This window comes from Natronorubrum amylolyticum (assembly GCF_052040145.1).
Taxonomy (GTDB): Archaea; Halobacteriota; Halobacteria; order Halobacteriales; family Natrialbaceae; genus Natronorubrum.
Genome location: NZ_JBPPFW010000004.1, coordinates 377464 through 395590, shown reverse-complemented (window position 1 = coordinate 395590; position 18127 = coordinate 377464). Strand labels below are relative to the sequence as shown.

16 protein-coding genes are annotated in these 18127 nt (G+C 64.0%); 7 read left to right on the top strand and 9 right to left on the bottom strand.

Features of this window, described 5'->3' with window-relative positions:
• Positions 1-49 precede the first annotated feature (49 nt).
• The gene (locus ACSFDB_RS17545; protein ID WP_440772199.1) at positions 50-1492 is read right to left on the bottom strand and encodes a response regulator; all 1443 of its coding nucleotides are present in this window, start codon (positions 1490-1492) and stop codon (positions 50-52) included.
• A 184-nt stretch (positions 1493-1676) separates the two neighbouring features.
• Between ACSFDB_RS17545 and ACSFDB_RS17540 the strand changes: the two genes are divergently transcribed.
• The 4 genes from ACSFDB_RS17540 to ACSFDB_RS17525 are packed head-to-tail and all read left to right on the top strand — an operon-like array spanning position 1677 to position 5537.
• Complete coding sequence (locus ACSFDB_RS17540) at positions 1677-2690, top strand: hypothetical protein (protein WP_440772198.1); 1014 nt, start codon at positions 1677-1679, stop codon at positions 2688-2690.
• Positions 2687-3055 carry a response regulator transcription factor gene (locus ACSFDB_RS17535; protein ID WP_440772197.1) on the top strand — a complete coding sequence of 123 codons (369 nt, stop codon included), beginning with the start codon at positions 2687-2689 and terminating at the stop codon, positions 3053-3055. Before ACSFDB_RS17540 ends, ACSFDB_RS17535 begins: the two co-directional genes overlap by 4 nt.
• Positions 3055-4155 carry a HEAT repeat domain-containing protein gene (locus ACSFDB_RS17530; RefSeq protein ID WP_440772196.1) on the top strand — a complete coding sequence of 367 codons (1101 nt, stop codon included), beginning with the start codon at positions 3055-3057 and terminating at the stop codon, positions 4153-4155. Before ACSFDB_RS17535 ends, ACSFDB_RS17530 begins: the two co-directional genes overlap by 1 nt.
• Complete coding sequence (locus ACSFDB_RS17525) at positions 4146-5537, top strand: glycosyltransferase family 2 protein (protein WP_440772195.1); 1392 nt, start codon at positions 4146-4148, stop codon at positions 5535-5537. The genes ACSFDB_RS17530 and ACSFDB_RS17525 overlap by 10 nt, the downstream gene beginning before the upstream one ends.
• 94 nt (positions 5538-5631) lie before the next feature.
• Here ACSFDB_RS17525 and ACSFDB_RS17520 read toward each other — a convergent pair whose 3' ends face one another.
• Entirely contained in the window at positions 5632-6747 is a 1116-nt protein-coding gene (locus tag ACSFDB_RS17520; RefSeq protein ID WP_440772194.1) for an ATP-binding response regulator, read from the bottom strand.
• 142 nt (positions 6748-6889) lie between these two features.
• The gene (locus ACSFDB_RS17515; protein ID WP_440772193.1) at positions 6890-7807 is read right to left on the bottom strand and encodes a winged helix-turn-helix transcriptional regulator; all 918 of its coding nucleotides are present in this window, start codon (positions 7805-7807) and stop codon (positions 6890-6892) included.
• Positions 7808-7969: 162 nt separating this feature from the next.
• Between ACSFDB_RS17515 and ACSFDB_RS17510 the strand changes: the two genes are divergently transcribed.
• Both ACSFDB_RS17510 and ACSFDB_RS17505 read left to right on the top strand, forming a co-directional pair.
• On the top strand, positions 7970-9280 hold the full coding sequence (locus ACSFDB_RS17510; protein ID WP_440772192.1) for a DUF2334 domain-containing protein: 1311 nt from the start codon (positions 7970-7972) through the stop codon (positions 9278-9280).
• A complete protein-coding gene (locus ACSFDB_RS17505; protein WP_440772191.1) occupies positions 9277-10833 on the top strand; it encodes a glycosyltransferase family 2 protein in 1557 nt (518 codons plus the stop codon). Before ACSFDB_RS17510 ends, ACSFDB_RS17505 begins: the two co-directional genes overlap by 4 nt.
• A gap of 163 nt (positions 10834-10996) precedes the next feature.
• On the opposite strand, the gene ACSFDB_RS21060 is transcribed toward ACSFDB_RS17505, so the two are convergent.
• The 3 genes from ACSFDB_RS21060 to ACSFDB_RS17495 are packed head-to-tail and all read right to left on the bottom strand — an operon-like array spanning position 10997 to position 13331.
• Entirely contained in the window at positions 10997-11149 is a 153-nt protein-coding gene (locus tag ACSFDB_RS21060; protein WP_502260893.1) for a DUF8593 domain-containing protein, read from the bottom strand.
• The gene (wecB, locus tag ACSFDB_RS17500; RefSeq protein WP_440772190.1) at positions 11146-12255 is read right to left on the bottom strand and encodes a non-hydrolyzing UDP-N-acetylglucosamine 2-epimerase; all 1110 of its coding nucleotides are present in this window, start codon (positions 12253-12255) and stop codon (positions 11146-11148) included. Before wecB ends, ACSFDB_RS21060 begins: the two co-directional genes overlap by 4 nt.
• Positions 12255-13331 (bottom strand): DUF354 domain-containing protein, encoded by a 1077-nt coding sequence (locus ACSFDB_RS17495; protein WP_440772189.1) that lies wholly within the window; start codon positions 13329-13331, stop codon positions 12255-12257. The genes wecB and ACSFDB_RS17495 overlap by 1 nt, the downstream gene beginning before the upstream one ends.
• An 807-nt stretch (positions 13332-14138) precedes the next feature.
• On the opposite strand from ACSFDB_RS17495, the gene ACSFDB_RS17490 reads away from it, so the two are divergent.
• A complete protein-coding gene (locus tag ACSFDB_RS17490) occupies positions 14139-14924 on the top strand; it encodes a 23S rRNA (uridine(2552)-2'-O)-methyltransferase (RefSeq protein ID WP_440772188.1) in 786 nt (261 codons plus the stop codon).
• Between the two features lie 119 nt (positions 14925-15043).
• On the opposite strand, the gene ACSFDB_RS17485 is transcribed toward ACSFDB_RS17490, so the two are convergent.
• The 3 genes from ACSFDB_RS17485 to ACSFDB_RS17475 all read right to left on the bottom strand — a co-directional run bounded on the left by ACSFDB_RS17485 (position 15044) and on the right by ACSFDB_RS17475 (position 18025).
• A complete protein-coding gene (locus ACSFDB_RS17485) occupies positions 15044-15316 on the bottom strand; it encodes a hypothetical protein (RefSeq protein WP_440772187.1) in 273 nt (90 codons plus the stop codon).
• 50 nt (positions 15317-15366) lie between these two features.
• Complete coding sequence (locus ACSFDB_RS17480) at positions 15367-15549, bottom strand: ribbon-helix-helix domain-containing protein (RefSeq protein ID WP_440766656.1); 183 nt, start codon at positions 15547-15549, stop codon at positions 15367-15369.
• A gap of 142 nt (positions 15550-15691) precedes the next feature.
• Positions 15692-18025 (bottom strand): twin-arginine translocase subunit TatC, encoded by a 2334-nt coding sequence (locus ACSFDB_RS17475; RefSeq protein ID WP_440772186.1) that lies wholly within the window; start codon positions 18023-18025, stop codon positions 15692-15694.
• Between the last annotated feature and the right edge of the window lie 102 nt (positions 18026-18127).

The window sequence follows — 18127 nt, the reverse complement described above, 5'->3', positions numbered from 1 at the left end:
AATCGGAGGGCGGTCACGTTGTACCGGTACATCGGTACAGCAGACCGTCTCAGCCGGACTCGACGCCGGTGATCTCGAACCGGGCACCGCCCGTCGATCCCTCGACGATCGAGACGTCCCAGCCGTGGGCGTCGACGATGTCCCTGACGATTCGCAGACCGAGACCGGTCCCCTCGCCGGTCGTATACCCCGACTCGAAGATCACGTCCCGGTCCGCCGCCGGAACGCCGGGACCGTCGTCCTCGACGAAGAACCCGTCCTCGAGCGTCCCGACGGTCACGGTTACCGTCGGTTTCTCACCGTCGTGTCCCTCGGTCGTTCCGTGAACGTGCGAGTTCCCGAAGAGGTTCTCGAGCAACTGGACGAGACGGGATTCGTCGGCGAAGAGTGTCGTCCGCCCGTCGACCTCGATCTCGAGGGTCGACTCGACGTGCGGACTCGTATTCCAGGCGGCGTCGGCGGCCGCGGCCAGCGAGACGGGTGCAGTTTCGGTTGCGACGGTCCCTGCCCGGGCCAGCGACAGCATGTCGTCGATCAACGTCTCCATTCGCTCGTGGGCCGCCTCGACCTCGTCGAGATACGGGACGTCGTCGTCGATCTGTTCCCGTGCTAGTTTGAGGTACCCGCTCGCGGCGGTGAGCGGTCCGCGGAGGTCGTGAGAGACGGTGCTCGCGAACTCCTCGAGTCGTTCTCGTTGTCGATTGAGCCGTTCTTCGGCGAGCTTTCGACGGGTTATGTCCGTCTGGAAACCGACGAAGTGCAGGTCCGACTCCCCGTCGCCGCCGATCGGGGCGATCGTCACCCCGTTCCAGAACATCGTCCCGTCGCGCCGGTAGTTCCGGATATCGACGGAAACCGGTTCCCTGGCGTCGATCGCCGCCCGCATTTCGTCGACGGGCTCCTGCCGTGTCCGCTCTCCCTGCAGAAACCGACAGTTGTGGCCGATAATGTCTGACTGCGTGTATCCGGTCAACTCGGTGAACGTTCGGTTCGCGTAGATGATCGGATTGTCCGTCGCCGAGGGATCGGTGATCGTGATTCCGACTGGCGCTTCTTCCATCGCCGCGGTCTTGCACTCGAGCTCCTGGTGGTTCCGATACGCCGAGACGGCGTTCGTGATCTGGTTCGCGAGGAGTTCGTACTGGTTCGTTCCGGCCCCCTTTCTGAGATAGTTCGTTACGCCCGCCGAAATCGCCTCGCTCGCGACCGCCTCGGAGCCGGAGCCGGTAAACAGAATCACCGGGAGGTTTTCGTCGAATTCGCGGACGGCCTCGAGCAGTTCGATGCCGTTCATCGTCGGCATCTCGTAGTCCGTCACGATACAGTCGTACCGCTGATCGTGAATCCGCTCGAGGGCGGTTTCGGGCTCCTCCTCGGTGTCGACGACGAGTGAATCGGTCGTCTTCTCGAGAATCACGGCCGTAAGCCCGAGTAAGGCGGCGTCGTCGTCCACGCAGAGGACGCGGATCGGGTGGCCGGTCGGTACTACCATACAATTCGTACGACGCCGGGACTCTTGAACGTACGGCGCAAGAGCCGACTCGAACGAATTGAGTGCCGCCAACCCACGACGACCGATCGAGCGTACAGTCGTCTCTGAGACGGAGAATACGCGTGACCGTCCCCGAATTCGGGGCGTTGATTTATACGACCGGACAGCGTTGATACGGACATCTGTGACTTCCGAACCGACCGACGCCGAGGCGGCGTTTCAGTACGAACTCCGTCGCAGACTGGCTGTGGTTCACGCGACCGCTGAAACCATGCTCGAAGACCACGACGGCTCGCTGACGGCCGACCAGCGCGAGTCAGTCGAGACGATCCTCGCCGCGTCGAACGAACTCTCGTCGCTCATCGCTCACGACCCAGAGACGGTCGATCCGGCGCTGGAGTCCGACGCGGACGGGGACGTGGCCGCACCCACGCCGAGCGTCGACGATCCCGACCGAGCGGCGTCGATCGATCTCGTTCTCGAGTCGGGCCCGTTCGCCGACGTCCTCGTCGACCAACTCGAGCAGTCAGGATACGAGCCGACGGTCGTCTCGAGCGTCGACGACGTTCGACCGTCGGCCGACGGGGCCGACGCTGCCCGACACGTCGCCCTCGACTGGCACGCCTTCCCGGAGCCGTCGATCGAGAGCCTTGCGGCCCTGTTCGATCGACTCGAGGCGGAGACGTCGATCGCGTTGCTCTCGGTCATCGACGACGAGTCGCTTCCGGCGCCGGCTCTCGGCGTTTCGGGGTTGCTCTCGCCGCGGGCGTCGACGGAGACGGTCGCCGACGTCCTCGCGTCGATCCACTTCGATCCGGCCGACGAGCCTCGAGTAGTTGTCGCGACGGTGGACGACGACGCGGCCGAGGGCCGTTCGATGGCGGAGACGCTCGAGGCGGTCGGCTGTGCGGTCGACACCGTGTCGGTCGCAGAACTCCGGTCGCACGCGGATCGGGATGAGATCGATTGCGTCTTCCTCTCTGCAGACGGCGTCGACACGGTCGACGACGCGACGCTCCGTTCGTTGCGGACGCCGGAGACGTCGCTTCCGGTCCCCGTCGTCGTCGTCGGTCCCACGCCGAAGGCCGACGACTGGCTGCCGGTCTGTGGCTCCCAACGCTTCGTTCGTCGGCCGATCACGGCTCTCGAACTGGCCGGCGAGCTCCTTCTCGCGATCGATCCGGAGGCCGAATCATGAGCGGACGCGTACTCGTCGTCGAGGACGACGAACAGATCTCGGAAATTCTCTCCTACCGGCTCGAAATCGCGGACTACGAGGTCACCGTGATCGACGACGGCGACGACTGCTGGGCGTATCTCGAGGAGACCGACGAGCTGCCGGACGCAATGTTGCTCGACGTCATGCTCCCCGGCATCGACGGCTTCGGCGTGCTCCGCCGACTCCAGCGAACGGACCGGTACGACGGGATGCCGGTGATCCTGATCACCGGCCGGGGGCTCGAGGACGACGTCATCCAGGGGTTCGACCTCGGGGCCGACGACTACATCGTGAAACCGTTCAGTCCCTCTGAAGTGGTCGCCAGACTCAACCGACTTCTCTGATGGTGTCGACACTGCTCGTCGCGGCCGTCGTCGTCTTCGCCATCTGTCTCCTCGTCGCCGCGGTCACCCTCTTCCTCTCGGTGATCCGCTTCTGGCTCGACCAGCGTCGCGAGGCGATTCGGCGGGAGCTGATGCCGGAACTGTTCGTCCGTCTCGAACAACCCGATCCCGACTGGGCTGGCTGGTACGAGAGTCACTCCCGACTCGAGCGCTTCGTTATCCGGGACGTGGTCTCTCAGTACCTCCGCCGGCTTCGCGGCTACGAACGCCAACAACTGCTGTCGCTCGCGACCACGGTGGGCATCGACGACCGGGCGGATCGCTCGCTCGATTCGTGGCGACTCACGCGGCGACTCCGCGGGCTCATCTGGTTGAGCCTGCTCGAGCGACCGGTGTCGACCGATCGGCTGCGTGCGACCTGTCTCGACCACTCCACGACGCGTGCGGCCGCTGCACGGCTGCTCCTCGTTTGCGAGGGCGAGACCGCCGCGGACGACGGGACGTCGCTGCTCTGCTTTCGTAACGACGAGCGGCTGTCAGTGTTCGGTCTCGATACACTGTACCGACTCAATCGGGTCGACGCCTCGGCGCTGACGTCGAAGCTCATCATCGACGGCGAGTGGTGGGACGAGGAACTGCTGTTGCAGTCGCTGCTCGTGCTCGCACACTGCCGCCTCGAGCGCCGATCCGATCTCTTCGAGTGGCTCGGAGAACTGCTCGAACACGACTCACCGCAGGTTCGGGCCGCCGCGCTCGCCGCGTTCGAACGACAGGGCTGGAGTCCGGAGATTCGCGCCCGCGTCGACGTCGAAGGGGCGCTCTCGGACCCCGATCCGGGGGTTCGGACGGCGTGTTACGACCTGCTCGGGCGGTGGGGTGATCGCTCCTCGATCGAGTGGCTCCAGTACGCCGTCGTGACGGATCCGAACGAGCGCTGTCGGCTGACCGCGGCGCGGACGCTCACCAAAGCCGGTGCGGCGCTGCCGTCGGCGATCGACATCAACCCCGAAACCGAATCGGCCGAGGACGCGGCCGCGGCGATCGAGTGGGCGCGAGCCGAGTACAATCCACCACGGAGGGCCGCCGTCGGATGGTCGTAGCCGACCTGTTGTGGCTGGTCAGCCTCTTTTTCGTGGGCTACTTCGCCCTCGTTAACGGCAGCTATCTCTTCATCCATCTCGTCTCGTTCGTCGTCCTCCGGTGGAACATCCGTAACTGGCTGTTCAAGCCCACGTACGATCCGTACAGTTCCCCGTTCCTGCCGGGCATCGCCATCGTCGTCCCGGCGTACAACGAGGAGGCGGTCATCGTCGAATCCGTTCGCTCGCTGCTCAACATCGAGTACCCTAACGTCGAGGTGATCGTTGTCAACGACGGTTCGAAAGACGGCACGCTCGAGGCGGTCACGAACGATTTCGATCTCGACCGCGTCGATGCTTCGGTCCCGTTTGATCTCCCCTGCGAGACGGTTCGCGACGTCTATCAGTCGACCGATCGCAACCTCTTCGTGATCGACAAAGAAAACGGGGGGAAAGCAGACGCGCTCAACGCCGGCATCTTCTTCACCGACCAGCCGCTGTTTTGCGCGATCGACGCCGACAGCATGGTCGAACGAACCGCGCTGCTCGAGGTCGCCGAACCGTTCCTCCAACACCCGACGAAAACGCTTGCGACGGGCGGAGCGGTCCGCGTCGTCAACGGCTGCGAGACCTCTCGAGGCGTCATCACCGGCGTCGGACTCTCGAAGAATCGGCTGGCGAACATTCAGGTTGTCGAGTACCTCCGGGCGTTCCTCTCCGGTCGCATCGGACTCTCCGGCCTCGGGGGCCTGCTGATCATCTCCGGGGCGTTCGGGCTCTTCCGAACGAGCGCCGTCCGTGAGGTCGGCGGCTACTCGACGGAGACGATCACCGAGGATATGGAGCTTATCGTTCGACTCCACCGCCACTACGCCGACACCGACTACCGGATCGAGTTCGTCCCCTATCCCGTCGTCTGGACCGAAGTGCCGACGACGCGGCAGGTGTTAGGCGCCCAGCGGATGCGCTGGTTTCAGGGGCTGCTCGAGACGCTGTGGCTCCATCGATCGATGATCGGACGCCGAAAGTACGGCATGATCGGGCTGTTCGCGCTGCCGTTCTTTTTGCTCGTCGAAGCGATCGGGCCGCTTATCGAGGGCCTCGGGTACGTTATCGTCCCGCTCGCGTTCATCCTCGGCGTGTTGAACGCGCCCTTTTTCGTCCTCTTTCTGGCGATCGCCATCGGGATCGGGACGCTGCTCTCCTGGCTGAGCGTGCTGAACGAGGTGATCAGTTTTCGACGGTATCGAAACCCCAGAGACATCGCCGCGTTGCTCGGCTACGCCTTGCTCGAGCACTTCCCATTCCGACAGTGGAAATCACTGATCGCGTGGATCGCGTTCGTCCGGTACCTGCGCGGCAACGCCGAGTGGGGCGAGATGGTTCGAATCGGATTCGACTGATCGCTCGCTGGGCTTATACGGTCTGCTGTACCGATGTACCGGTGCAACCGCAGGAGGATGGGGTTGCACCGGAAATGACTGACAGTAGTCCGTATCACGTCGGGGCTCGAAGGAGTACTCGAATGGTGGTTCCCGACTCGCCGTTCTCACCCTCCTCGATCTCCAGACGACCGTCGTAGCGGTCGATGAACGTCCGCACGAGGTAGAGTCCGACGTCGGTGCCGTTTCCGGTGTGGCCGCGGTCTGCGCCCCGTTCGCGATCGGCCGGCGGGAGTTCGGCCTCGGTGTCGGACACCGCCAGTTCGACGGCCCGGTCCGCGTCGCGGTCACGCCGAACGGAGACCCTCACCTCGCCGTTCGATCCGTTCTCGGTGGGAAGCGCACTCGTCAGCAGGTTCCGGACGACGATATTGAGGAACCGGTCGGCTCGAACCGGGCTCTCACCGTCCGGCCGGTCGAGCGTCACCTCGCAATCGTTCCGGCGCTCGAGCCGCTCGATCTCCTCCTCGAGGACGAAGCTGAGATCCACCGCGGTCAGCGCCGGCTGTGACTCCTCGAGGGCCTGTACCGTCGCACCGACGGACTCGGTGAGTTCGACGATCCGTTCGCCAGCCTCGACGATTCGCGAGACGGTTCGTTCCTCCTCGGGTCCGGACGGCTCGAGCTCCGCCGCCCACCCGAGAACGACGGTCGCGTCGTCTCTGATCTCCTGGCGGACCAGCCAGTGTAACACCGCGAGCTCCCGGCGCTGGCGCTCGAGTTCGCCGGTTCGACTGCGCCGTTCGATGGCGTACGCGACGGTCTGGGACAGCAACCGCGGCGTGACGTGCTCTTTCATCAGGTAGTCCTGTGCTCCGCGTTCGACCGCCTCCCGGCCGATCGTGGCGTCGTTCATGCCGGTCAGCACGACGACCGGCGTCTCCGTGACGACCTCGAGAACCGCGTTCAGCGTCTCGAGTCCGCTCGAATCCGGCAGGTTCAGATCGAGCAACACGAGGGCGAACGGTTCTGACGCCTCCTCGAGCGCCGTCCGGCCGCCTTCGAGCGTTTCGGCGGTTTCGATGGTAACGGCCGGCTCGTCCGAGCCGTCGATCGGGCTCTCGCCCCAGTAGTCGGTGTGCTGGCGGAGCATCGTTCGGTACAGCCGTGCCTGCAGATCGTCGTCCTCGACGAGCAACACCCGCCGACCGTCGTCCGCTCTCGTCGTCATAGCATCCCCACCACGTGGAGTCTCAAAACAGCTTGGCCCCGTTTCGGCGGCAGAGACCGCCGGTCCTTTTCCGAGCGTCGGCTGCTGGGCGAAAGCGAACACTACTGCACGTTTCGCTCAGCAGTTCAGACCTAGAACGCCACTAATTCGGGTCGTCGTCCGTCGCTGACTCCGATCCCGACCCGGCCTCGGACCCGTCCTCGTCCTCGCGCTCGAGGAGCCGTCGCCACGGCTCACGAGCCGCCGCCGTCGCCGCTCGTTCGGTCTCGAGTTCGTCCAGTTCGGACTTGGCCCGTCGGTACGGCCCGGTCGATTTGACGGCCGAGCCGAGGTGCGTCTCGAGGAACGCGAGTCGATGGGTGCGCGCCTCGATGTCGCGGGCGATCGGCGCGACGGTGGTGAGCTGGTTCAGTTCCTCGATGACGTCGATCAGTTCGTCCTTCGCGATCGGCTTTCGCAGCAGCCGATCGGCCGGCACCGTGACGTCGTCCGGCGACACCTGTTTCGATGTCAGAATGCCGATCGGCGTTTCCTGTCCGGCGTTCACGACGGCCGTGACGATTTCCTCGCCGGAGAGGCCCGGCATCGCCCGATCGAGGATTGCGACGTCGACCGACTCGTCGAGCAGGGCCAGCGCCTCGCGGCCGTCGGCGGCTGTCACGACGTCGTAGTCGGCTGCAAGCCACACCGAGTAGAGCTCGAGCAGTCGCCGTTCGTCGTCGGCCAGCAACACCGTCGGTGCCCCGGTTCCAACGACGTAGGTCGCGTCCCAATCGGCCATCGACTCGAGGATCGTGTACAGCTCTCGGCCGGCCGCGGTCAGCTCGTACTCGACGCGACGGGGCTGTTCCTGCACGACGTCCCGCGAGATGACGTCGTGTTCTCGCAGCTCCTCGAGGTTGTCCGAGAGCACCTTGTTCGAGATACCCTCGAGTTCGCGTTTGCACTCTCCGAACCCCAGTCGGCCCTCGGTGGCGAGCGCGACGATCAACCGTGGTTTCCACTTGGTGCCGAGGATCGAGCCCGCGATCGTCTGCGCCGGATTCGGTGTCTGTGTCATATTTCCCTGCTCCCTCGCTCGTGCTGTCGTGTCCATACTAGCGCCGCGAGGATAAACGGGACGCCCCGACGGGTCTCGAGGTGGCGGTAACCTCGAGGTAACGCGCTCCGGCTACCTTCAGATCCCTGTCAGTACTGATGGTCACCGCTCCTCCAGTAGGTAATGACCGACGTACACCAGACCCCCTGTCCGCACTGCGGCTCACGGTCGTTCGTCGACGATCGGATCGTCGAACACGACTGTGGGCACGTCGCCTCGCTCGAGGCGTTTTCCGACGGCTGCGAGAAGTGCGGTCGGTCGGCGGCCGACGAGGAGCTATCGCCGCTCCAGACGATCGATCGCTGTCTCGACTGTGGCCACCGGTCGTCCTCATCTTCGCCCTCGTCCGACGCGGAATCCACCGGCCCGTTACCGATAGTCACGTTCCCGACACTTCCGTCGTCCGAGGACCACCTGAACTGGGTGCCAGCGCGGTTAGTCCCCGAGTCTCAGCGAGCGCGACAGCTCTTCAGCACCGTTCTCGTGGTGATGGTGCTCGTCGCCGGTATCGCCGGCGCGGTGTCGGTGACGCCGATGCTCGAAGACGAGCCTGCCGAACCGGCGTCAGTCGACCGCTCCTGGGAGGAGTACGATTCGATCGTCGTCTTCAGAAACGACGACATCCAGCCGTGGTACAACCAGGACGAACTGCGCGCGGTCAATCAGGTGTTTCTCGACGAGGAGGTGCCGGTCACGCTCGGGATCATCCCCGACACGGCCGGTGAGGCGACGCTTACCGACGATCCGGAGCTCTGCTCATACCTCCGATCGCTCGAGGCGGACGCCCCCGGTCAGTTCGAAATGGCCCTCCACGGCTACACCCACGAGCAGGAGACCGACTTCTACGGTGGAAGCGAGTTCGGCGACCTCCCCCGCGAGGAGCAACGCGAGCGACTGGCCGACGGCGAGGCGCTGCTGGCCGACTGCATCGAGTCGCCGTCTTCGACGTTCATCCCGCCGATGAACACGTACGACGAGACGACGACCGAGGTGCTCGCCGAGTCGAACTACACGACCGTCTCCGGCGGCCAGTGGTTTACCGACCAGTACTACGGCGATCCCAACTCGACGGTTTTCGAGGCGGGCGGTCTCACCCACGTCCCAGAAACGCAAGCGTTCGAGGACTGGAACGCGTACGGTGAGTCGGGCGACGACGAGGACGATGTTCCCTTCCACGATCTCGAGACGATGACCGACTCGTTCGACGAAGCCCACGCGAACGGCGATGTCCACGTCGTCATGCTCCACTACCAGTACTTCACGACCGAGGAGCGACTCCAGCAACTCGAATCGCTGATCCAGCACATGAACGGCGAGGACGACGTCGCCTTCATGACGATCGAACAGCTCTCGGTCGGCCTCGAGACCGGCGCGGTCGAAGAGACTGACGACGGCTGGCGCGTCCTCGAGCCGATCGCCGAGGTGAGCCGATGAGCGTCGGGCAGTCGGTCTCGGCGACGGTTGCGGTCGCGGTCGCGTTCTGGCGGACGATCGGGCGGGGCGTTCGGGCCGTCAAGTGGCGGTCGGTCGCCCTGTTCCTCTCGGCGCTGGTACCGTTCGGGCTGCTCGTCGACGTCATGCCCGTCGGGACGCTCTACGCAATCGGACTCCTCGCCGGTCTGTTGGCCGTCTACCTGAGCTGGTCGTACTACGTCGTCGAGCGCGCACCACAGTACGGCGGCCTGTTTGGCGCGCGGGCGCTGGCGGTCGGCCTGGTTGGCTACGTCGCCGTCATCGTCTCCCTTGGCTGGCTCGTCCCGTCGCCGATCGCGCTGGTTCACCTGGGGGCCGTCGTGTTGATCTTCGTCTACTACTGGTTCATCGCGTTCATCGCGTTCTTCCACGATCAGATCGGCCGCTCGAAGTACGAGCCCGAACCGCCGTACCCGAGCGTCACCGTCCTGATCCCCGCGTACAACGAGGAAGGCTACGTCGGGCGGACGATTCAGTCGCTGCTCGATGCCGACTACCCGACCGACTCGCTCGAGATCGTCGCGATCGACGACGGGAGCACCGACGGTACGTTCGCGGAGGCGAGCGCGTACGCCGCGGCGTACGAGCGGGTCTCGGCCGTCACCAAGGCGAACGGCGGCAAGTACTCCGCGCTGAACTACGGCCTGCTGTTCGCCAGCAGCGACGTGATCGTCACCGTTGACGCGGACAGCATCGTCGACCACGACGCGCTAAAGCACATCGTCGCGCCGTTCGCCGCCGACGAGGAGATCGGCGCCGTCGCGAGCAACGTCACGATCTGGAACCGCAACTCGCTGGTCACGCGTTGTCAGCAACTCGAGTATACGATCGGTGTCAACATCTACCGACGAGCGCTGGACTACTTCGGGATCGTGATGGTCGTGCCCGGCTGTCTGGGCGCCTACCGTCGGGAGGTTCTGGAGGAGGTCTTCGCCTACGATCCGGACACCCTCACCGAGGACTTCGACGTCACGATGAAGGTGCTCCGGTCGGGCTACCGCGTCTCGGTCAGCGACGCCCGCGTCTACACGGAGGCGCCGGCGACCTGGCGCGACCTCTACAGCCAGCGGCTCCGCTGGTACCGGGGGAACTACATGACAATCATCAAACACTGGTCGGTCGTCACCGATCCGTCCTACGGCTACCTGAACCGGATCGCGCTCCCGTTCCGACTGGTCGAGATGTTCTTCCTCCCGTTCGCGAGCTTCGTGGTTCTCGCGTACATCGGCTGGCTCGTGGCGTTGGGCCACATCTTCACCGTCCTCGCGGTGCTCGTTTTCTTTACGAGCATCGTCTTCCTGATCGCCGCCTTGGGGATCCAGATCGAGGGCGAGGACTGGCGACTGCTGGTCTACGCGCCGCTGCTCGTGATCGGATACAAGCAGTTCCACGACGCGCTCAACATCAGGTGTCTGTTCGACGTCCTCACGGATCGCGACCTCGCCTGGACCCGGGCCACACGAATCGAACAGCAGCCGGCCTCGACCCCCGAGTCGGAGCCGTCGGCCGACTGATCGGCCGCGGCGGCCGTCGACACCGGACGGCGCTTCTCGAGATCACTACCACCGCCGATACCCGTTGGACGATTCAGTACTCGTTCCGCAGTCGAATCTCGCCGTCGGCGATCGTTCCGACCGCGGCGTTTCGGAGGGGGTACCGACTCGCCGTATCCGAGCCTCAGCCGAGTCTGGTCTCGAGTTCGCCGCCGAGCTCTCGACTCGGATCGACGGACGCCGTCCCCTCGTCGTCGTCCACGTCCACGACGACGCCGATGTCGTTCCCGTTCCTGTCGGTCACGCGCTCGCCCGCCTCGTCCGTCGTGACGTTCAGTCCGACGCCAGCGGTTCGACCGCCAACTCCGACTCGGCGGCGTCGACGTATCGCTGGAGGATGTCCGCGATCCGGCGGCTGGCCTTTCCGTCGCCGTAGGGTTCGGGCGTCTCCTCGGGCGTTCGATCGCCCCGCAGCGCCTCGCGGATGGCGTCCGCATCCGCGCCGACGAGTTCGTTCCAGCCGGCGTCGACGGTCTCCGTCCACTCCGTCTCCTCCCGCATGGTCACGCAGGGCGTCTCGAGGAAGAACGCCTCTTTCTGGACGCCGCCGGAGTCCGTCGCGATGCGCTCGGCGGTGTCGAGCAGGCGAACGAAGTCGAGGTAGCCCAGCGGTTCGACGATCTCGAGTTCGGCCTCCGCTCGCTCCCGAAGCCCGTACTCCTCGAGTCGGTCGATCGTTCGGGGATGGGCCGGGAAGACGACCGGCAACGGCGCGTCCGACAGGGCATCGAGGATCGACTCGAGGTTCGCTCGGGTGTCCGTATTGTGCTGGCGGTGGACCGTCGAGAGGATGAACTCGCCCGCCTCGAGCCCGAGGTCGTCGAGGACGGTCGACTGGTCGGCGACTCGCTTCCGGACCTCGAGAATGCTGTCGTACATCACGTCGCCGGTCCAGTAGACGCCCTCGGTGATCCCCTCGCTCGCGAGCGCGTCGACGGCTCGTTCGCTCGGCGCGAAACAGAGATCGGAGGCGTGGTCCGTCAACACCCGGTTGATCTCCTCGGGCATCTCCCGGTTGTGACTGCGCAGCCCTGCTTCGACGTGAGCGACGACGACGTCGCACTTCGAGCCGACGATGGCCCCCGCGAGCGTCGAGTTCGTATCGCCGTAGAGCAGGATGACGTCCGGATCGGTCTCCTCGACGACGGGCTCGATCTCGGCGATCATCTTCGCGGTCTGGCGACCGTGGGTGTCCGACTTCACGCCGAGGTTGAAGTCCGGCTCCGGGATGCCGAGTTCGTCGAAGAAGACGTCCGACATCTCCTCGTCGTAGTGCTGGCCGGTGTGGACTAACACCTCCTCGCCGACGGCTCGGAGCTCGCGCGAGACGACCGCGGCCTTGATGAACTGGGGTCGTGCGCCGACGATCGAACAGACCCGCATCAGCTCACCCCCGTGACCGTTTTGGCGGTCTGTTTCGGCTGCGTATCGCCGTAGGAGGTCGCGATGTTACAGATTAACTCCGTCAAGTTGTCCATATCCGCGACGTACTCGTCGCGCCGCCGTTCCCAGACGTCCGTCGTCGAGTCGTCCGCGAGCAGTTCCTGTGATTGCTCGAGGACCGCGTCGAACGACTCGAGGTTTCGGATCAGGCCCGCCTCCTCGAGTTCGATGAAGTTCCCCATGTCCTTCTCCCCGACGAACGAGTTCGAGCGGATCGCGGGCGTTCCGAGCAACGCGGCCTCGGTGACCATCGTCTGGGTGTCCGCGACCAGCAAGTCGGCCGCCGCGAGTGCGTCGTGCATCTTCGCGGGGTGGAGATCGAACGGCCGCGCCGGGAGGTCGTCGAAGTCGAGGTCGCCGCCCTCGTCGGAGACGAAGATGGTGGCGTGCTCGGAGAGCTCCGAGAGGAGTCGACGGCGCTGCTCGAGCGAGAACCCTTTCTTTCCGACGTCGTGGTGGCCGTTGAACGCGTTGAGCCGGACGATGGCGTAGGGCTCGTCCGCCCCGACGCCGAGATCGTCCCGGATTGAGGGATCCGGTTCGAAGACGTCCGGGTGGAGATAGGCCGACTCCGCGACGCCCGAGAACTTGTAGTGTTTGCTCCCGAGATCCTTCCGGAAGGCACTCGGCGTCAGGATCGCCCGAACGAACGGCCGGGCGACGACGTGATCGAACGACGTCTCGGAGTCCAGGACGGCGATCGCCGGCGTCCGGGACAGCATCCCGGCGGCCGCCGCGTACGGCCCCTTACCGAAGATGACGTCCGGGTCGAACTTCCGGACGCGGCGGGCGATGTTGTACAGATGTGTCGGAATTTCCCAGGCGAGCGACTGGAGCGACTCGCTTCGTTTGCCGTAGGTTTCGTATGGAAGATCGTGATACGAGAGGAGCGTTTCGGTAAATTCGTCGCTTCTAGCGAAGACGAGGACGTCGTGACCGCGGTCCTCGAGCCGTTGGACTGCGTGTTTGTACTGATGGACGTGAGCCGGTGTGTTATTGAAGATCAAACATTTCATTGATACTCACCGCTAGTGGCACTCGTATACCTTCTTCCGTGACACCTTGTTATGGCTGTTGTAAGGCATGAATGTATCCAAGGTGAGAGTTATCTATTTGGCAGAAATACACCGAAATAGCGGTGGATAACTTTCGATCCTGTTTACGCCTATTTCTGCTCAAATGGGTCTCAGACTGTGTTTTTAGTGCATATTGTCTTCGCTGTTGCTTCGGAACCACCTGGCGAAATTCAGCTGAAATGCTGATTTATTTCGAGGTATTGGATTTAAAACTGACAATAAACTATGTCGGGCCAGGTTACTTTATTGTCAGTTTCAATATCGCAGTTGGAACGTTGAAATCCGTAAACGGATCCCTGTATTGTACCACTAAACGGAACAACGACGGAGATAGTGGATGGTTGCTCGCTGTCGACGAACAGTACAGCCCGTTACAGCAGCGGTCGGCAGCGGCTGGTTACGTCGAAAACGGTCGGCAACCGATTCGGTCTCCGTGTGAATAAATCACACGGCTACCGCCCTCGGCGTCCGCTTGGCTCTACTGTAGTCTGCCATGTGCGATAGAAAGCTGACCCAATTCGGGCGGGGAACGTCCACGCTCGAGACATCCTCGGTATGTGGGCGTGACTCGCTGTTGGCGACGCGAACCGACTCGATAGCTCGGCGTTCGGCGACCGGGGCGGATTGCTCAACGCTGGAGATGCTATCCGATGTGCCTTTCCGGGTCGACCCCATCTTCACTCGTATGAACGCGAATTCGCCAGCGGCGAACAGCCAGAGCGGATCGGGAACGGTGGTGAGCGAGAGATGACACGAAAGGACGACTACTACAATCGAGCGAAACAGCAGGGATATCGCAGTCGAGCCGCGTACAAGCTCAAACAGCTCGACGACCTCGAGAACGTCATCGAGGGCCGAGATACGGTCGTCGACCTCGGCGCCGCCCCCGGCGGATGGCTGCAGGTCGCCGCCGAAAAGGTCGGTCCGCAGGGGACCGTCATCGGCGTCGACCTCCAGCGAATCAAGGAGCTCGAGGATCCGGCGCTGGTCGATCAGGTCGAAACCCTCCGGGGAGACATGACCGAGGAGAAAACCCGTGAGCGAGTCGTCGAGGCCGCGGGCGGCAAAGTTGACGCCGTCGTCTCCGACATGGCACCCAACATGTCAGGCGAGTACTCGCTCGACCAGGCTCGGTCGCTTTACCTCGCGCGACAGGCGTTCGAGACCGCCCTCGAACTGCTCGACACCGGCGGCAACTTCGTCGTCAAGGTCTTCGAGGGGCCGGACGTCGACGAATTCCGAGCGGACGTCGAGGAGGAGTTCCAGTACGTTCGCGTCACGTCGCCGAAAGCCAGCCGCGAGGAGTCCTCCGAGATCTTCTTCATCGCGAAGGGACGGCTCACCGCCCCGGTCTCGACGGGCGACGAACTCGAGGTCGAGATCATCGACGTCGGCAGCGAGGGCGACGGTATCGCGAGCGTCGAGGGCTACCGGCTGTTCGTCCCGTCGACCGAGAAGGGCGACGTCGTCACCGTTCGCGTCGAGGACGTCAAACCGAACTTCGGGTTCGCGGAGCCGCTCGAGGACGAGTGAGACGGTCTGCTGTATCGGTTTGCCGCAGAACTGCAGAGACGGGCCGCGGTCGCTCCGGAACTGACGTACAGTAGTCCGGACGAGCGCCGAGCGGTCGGATCGGAGCCCCGACCTGCGTGTTACTCCTGTTCTCGTCGCTCCGCGCGTTCGTACGTGAGTTCGAACTGCGAAAGCGACTCGTCCGCCGTCGCGACGTAGAGCGCCTCGAGATGGGCGAACAGGTCGTCTGGAAGATCGCTGCGGCCGTCCTCGTCCTCTTCGCGACTGATCGCGAGTTCGTCGTAGCAGTGGCCGATCGCCTCGTGGAGCGCGCGCTGTGTGGTCGTCGTGAGCGGAAACTCGACGGTCTGGCTGTCGGAGTCGTCCACTCGTTCGATTGCCGGTGAGGTCATGGCTCTACAGTCGTGTACCACCATGTAATAGCTTCCGCCAATGGTAATTTCTAGTCGCGTTCGTCGTCCTCGAGTCGATCGTGCCGTTCGTCGATCTCGTCCAAGATATCGAGCGTCTTCCGGATCGAGGCGCGGATCGCGTCGCTGCGGTTGACGAACTTGCCGTCGTCGCCGACGTGGCCGTCGAGATCGTCGAGGAGTTCCTGTGGAACTTCGACGCTGATCTTTGGCATACGCGTTATCGTTGGGAACAGGGGTTCTTAACAGTCCGTGGCTGGGAGCCGCTCGCAGGAACTGTCGACGCGATCCGTTCAAATCGAATTTCCGCCCGGTCTCGAGTCTGAATCGCTTCGCAGCCCTCGACTGTGGCCGTCGTCACTCCACCGTGCCGGCATCCGGCTCCGGTTCGGGGGCGCTCTTGCCGCCGCCACCGCCGAACAGCCGGCCGCCGCCGGTGAGCACGTAGAGGACGGCCAGTCCCAGCATGTAGGTCAGGGCGATCGGAATCGCGACCAGCAACATCGTGAGAATCCCCTTCGGGCTGAGGAAGGCGGCGGCCGTGAAGATCCCGACGACGATCGGCCGCCAGCGATCGAGCATCGTCCGGTAGCTGACGATGCCGCCGATGTGGAACAGCGCCATCGTGACGATGATGTTGAACAGGAAGCCGACGCCGAGGGTGGTGTAGATCACCAGCCAGGAGAAGCTGTTGATCCGGTAGGTGACGACCATCCCGTTCTGAACGGCGTCCGTGATGAGATACGAGATAACCATCGGGGCGATCCAGTAGAAGCCGAGGAACAGCCCGACGCCGAAGCCGGCGAACAGCGCGCCGCCCCAGACGAGGAACACCCGCGGGTCGCCGCGAACGAGGCCGCGCTCCTTCGCTGCCGGCCACCCCCAGTACATGATCATCGGGGCGATCGCGATGAAAGCCAGTATCGTACTCACCTTCACCATGAAGATCAGCACCTCGACGGGGTGTAAGGCGATGACTAACCCGAGTTCGCCGATCAGTTCCGGCGTGATCTCGTCCGTCGCGACCGCATCGTCGGTAACCTCGTCTAAGACCTCCGGCGGGACGCGGTCGACGAACTGGGCGAGGATGATCCCGAATCCGCCCTGGTACAGCGCGAGGAACGTGCCACCGAGGACGGCCATGAAGACGCCCACGATGTAGATCGTCTTCGAGGTCAGGCTGTCCACGATGAACGCGAGGTCGTAGGCGTAGCCGCCGATGTCGTCCTCGGTCGTCTCCTCCTCCGTAAAGGGATCGAGCATTCCGGCGGCCGTACTCGAGAACACGCTCCCTTCGTCCTCGCCACCGGATGCGGCCGCACTGCCGCCCGTTGCGCCGGCCGCGCCGCCCGCGCTGTCTCCCTCGCTGGCGTCCGCTTGCCGTTGTTCTTCGAGCCCGTCGTACCGATCGAGGATGGCCTGCGCTTTCTCGCGGTTGTCGTCGTACATCGCCTGTCGGGAGTACTCGAGGGCCGTCTCCTCGTCCATCGCGAGGAAGACCTGCGTCGGGACCTCCTCGATGTCTTCGGCCGCGAGCGTCTCGAAGTCGATGTCCTCGTGATCCTCGGCGCCCCTGATGTCTCCCTCTCGGGGGTAGACCGGGCCCTGTAGTACCTTGATCGTGTAGCCAACGAGGACGAGAAAGCCGATCGACACGGCACCGATCCCGCCGACGGCAGCGTCACCGAGCAGTCCGTACTCGGCAGCCATGGACTCGAGGCCGAAGGTTCCCTCGGGCCGGAATCCGGACGGGAGCAGCGGGTAGACGGACTCCTCGAGGTAGTCGAACCCGCCCTGATTGACGAACGCCGCCGTCGCGACGGCGACGAGCACCAGTCCGCCGCCGAACTGCATGACTCGCCGTTTCATGAAGCCGGTGCCGGTGTCGAGTTCGGCCGCACCGCGTCGGCGGATGTTGGCGACGACCTTCGCGAGCCCGAGGCTGAACACGTAGAGGGCGACGAGCGGAATCGCCCACATGATCAGCGTGAACGGATCCGGCGGGGAGAACATCGCGCCGAAGACGGTGATGGCGACGATCGCGTGGCGCCACTTGTCTCGGAACGTCTCGTAGGAGACGATCTCGGTGTAGGAAAGGACGCTCATCAGCAGCGGCAGTTGGGCGGCCAGCCCGAACGAGAGCGTCAACAGGGCGATGAACTCGGTGAACTCGGTGATCCCCCAGCTCGGATTGACGCCGGCGTCGTGGGCGACGGTTCCGAGGAAGTCGAACGCGTAGGGGAAGAAGATCGCGTAAGCGTAGAAGAGACCGATACAGAACAGGGTGATCGACGTCAACGCGAACCCGGCCACGTAGCTCTTCGAGACCGGAACGACCGATTCGATGCCGCGTTTGCGGAGCGCGTCACGCGAGAAGTAGAGGAGTGCCGGAATCGCGACGATAATCCCGACGAGCAGGCCGATCTTCGCCTGTAAGAGGATGACCTCGAACGGGGTTCGCGTGATGATATCCGTCGCCTCTGCGACGCTCGGATCCATCTCCGCTTTCGCCGTCGCCTCGAGGAAGCCCCAGATCCAGATGCGAAGCGCGTAGAAGGAGCCGACGAAGCCGATGGTGAAGACGATGAACACCTTCTGCAGATGCGTCTGCGCGCCAGACAACACTGCGCCGATCGTCTCACGGCCAGTGTTGATAGCTTTGGCCGTATCCTCTCCGACGGCAGAACTCATTTACTGCCTGTGGCTAACTGATATCCGGTTATCAACCTTTCGAGTGCTGAGACAGTAGCTGCCGGTTTCGAGACCTTGTCCCTCTCGTGCAGTGTTCGTAAG